This is a genomic window from Streptomyces sp. AV19 (assembly GCF_015999245.1).
In the GTDB taxonomy this organism is placed as follows: Bacteria; Actinomycetota; Actinomycetes; order Streptomycetales; family Streptomycetaceae; genus Streptomyces.
Window position 1 is genome coordinate 1 of the sequence record NZ_JAEAMR010000042.1, and the last position, 2,288, is coordinate 2,288.

1 protein-coding gene is annotated in these 2,288 nt (G+C 65.9%); it reads right to left on the reverse strand.

The annotated features are described in order from the left end of the window. On the reverse strand, nucleotides 1-2,288 hold a 2,288-nt coding region (locus I5Q34_RS32840; protein ID WP_199896155.1), incomplete at both ends, for a beta-ketoacyl synthase N-terminal-like domain-containing protein.

The window sequence follows — 2,288 nt, forward strand, 5'->3', positions numbered from 1 at the left end:
AGTAGTGGTGGAGTTGGCGTGCTTGGGCTTGGAGTGCTTGGGGGGTCTTGGCGGATACGGCGAACGGCAGGGGAGACGAGGTGGTGGACTCGGGGGCCTCGGCGCCGGTGAGCTGATCGTTGTTTTCGTCGAACGAGGTCTCGGAGACGGGATCGTCGGGGGCCTGTTCGAGGATGATGTGGGCGTTGGTGCCGCTGACTCCGAAGGAGGAGATCCCGGCTCGCCGTGGTCGCCCTGTCGCCGGCCATGGCACCGCCTCCCTGAGCAACTCGACTGCACCGGAGGACCAGTCCACGTGTGGTGACGGCTCGTCGATGTGCAGGGTCTGTGGGAGATGTCCGTGGCCCAGCGCCATGACCATCTTGATGACGCCGGCGACTCCTGCGGCTGCCTGCGTGTGTCCGATGTTCGACTTCACCGACCCCAGCCACAGGGGTTGGTCGTTGGGTCGTCCTTGGCCGTAGGTGGCGAGGAGGGCCTGGGCTTCGATGGGGTCGCCCAAGGTGGTGCCGGTTCCGTGCGCTTCCACGGCATCCACGTCACCTGGTGCCAGGCCGGCGTTGGCGAGTGCCTGCCGGATCACCCGTTGCTGGGACGGTCCGTTGGGCGCCGTGAGACCGTTGCTGGCCCCGTCCTGGTTGACGGCACTTCCCCGCACCAACGCCAGCACCCGGTGGCCGTTGCGGCGGGCGTCCGAGAGCCGCTCCACCAACAGCATGCCGATGCCCTCACTCCAGCCAGTGCCGTCCGCCGCCGCGGAGAACGCCTTGCACCGACCATCCTGCGACAGCCCCCGCTGGCGCGAGAACTCGATGAAAGTGGTGGGTGTGGCCATGATGGTGACGCCGCCGGCCAGCGCCATGGTGCATTCGCCCGACCGCAGAGCCTGGCACGCGAGATGCAGCGCCACTAGCGATGACGAGCATGCGGTGTCGATCGAGACTGCCGGCCCTTCAAGACCGAGGGCGTAGGCAATGCGGCCGGAAGCCACGCTGCCGGAGGTGCCGGTGAGAATGTAGCCCTCCAGCGCGTCCGGAGACGACTGGACCAGTGTCGCGTAGTCCTGCGAGTTGAGTCCGGTGAAGACGCCCACCTGGCTCTCCAGGAGTGCGTCAGGGACGATGTTCGCACGTTCGATGGCCTCCCAGGAGGCCTCGAGGAGGAGTCGCTGCTGTGGATCCATAGCCAGCGCTTCTCGTGGGCTGATGCCGAAGAATCCGGCGTCGAAGTGTCCCGGTTCCCGGAGGAACCCGCCGTGTCGGACGTATGAGGTGCCGGTTCGCTGAAGGTCTGGGGCGAACAGGCTGTCATTGTCCCAGCCTCGGTCTGTGGGGAAGCCGGTAATGGCCTCTCTTCCTGAGAGGAGGAGATCCCATAGGTGATCGGGACTTTCGATGCCACCAGGGAATCGGCAGGCCATACCGATGACTGCGATCGGTTCATCGGCGGGTGCGGATCGAGCAACAGCGGTGGGTGCCGGAAGCGAGGCCCCCAAGAGCTCGGCTTGCAGACGGTCAGCGAGCTTTAGCGGGGAAGGGTGGTCGAAGACGAGAGTAGCGGGGAGGCGTAGGCCCGTTGCACTGGCCAGCCGATTGCGGAGCTCCATACCGGTCAGGGAGTCCAGACCCAGCGTTTTGAAGGGCCGTTCCGCTGCAACTGATGCGGCGCTCGCGTGGCCGAGTACTAGCGCGGTCTGCTTACGGACCAGGTCGACCAGAGTCTCGTGCTGCTCGCTGTGGTCCTGAACCGACAACGTACGCCGCAGAGACATTTCAAAGCCGCTGAGGTGCTCGGTGCTCTGCTCGGCCTGGTCGGCGATCCCTGGGATATCTGTGAGCAGGGGGAGGGGATCGGTTGCTGCCTGGGAGGGCTGGAATGTTCCCCAATCGATATTCGTGATGACGACGCTCGGTTCCGGCCGGCTGACCGCTTGCTCGAATGCCGCGAGGGCGAGCTCGGGAGGCATGGGCAGAATCCCACGCCGCCGGAGTTGGCGGTGAGTCGACCCAGAGTTCGCAAGGCCTTCGCCTTCCCAGAGTCCCCAGGCGATGGAGGTGGTGGGGAGTCCTTGGGTGTGGCGGTGGTGGGCGAGTGCGTCGAGGTAGGCGTTGGCGGCGGCGTAGTTGGCTTGGCCGGGGGAGCCGAAGGTTGCGGCGGTGGAGGAGAAGAGGATGAGGTGTTGGAGGGTGGGGTGGTGTTGGAGGAGTTCGTGGAGGTGTTGGGCGGTGAGTTGTTTGGGGGTGAGGGTGGTGTGGAGGTGGTGGGGGGTGAGGTTGGGGATGGTGGCG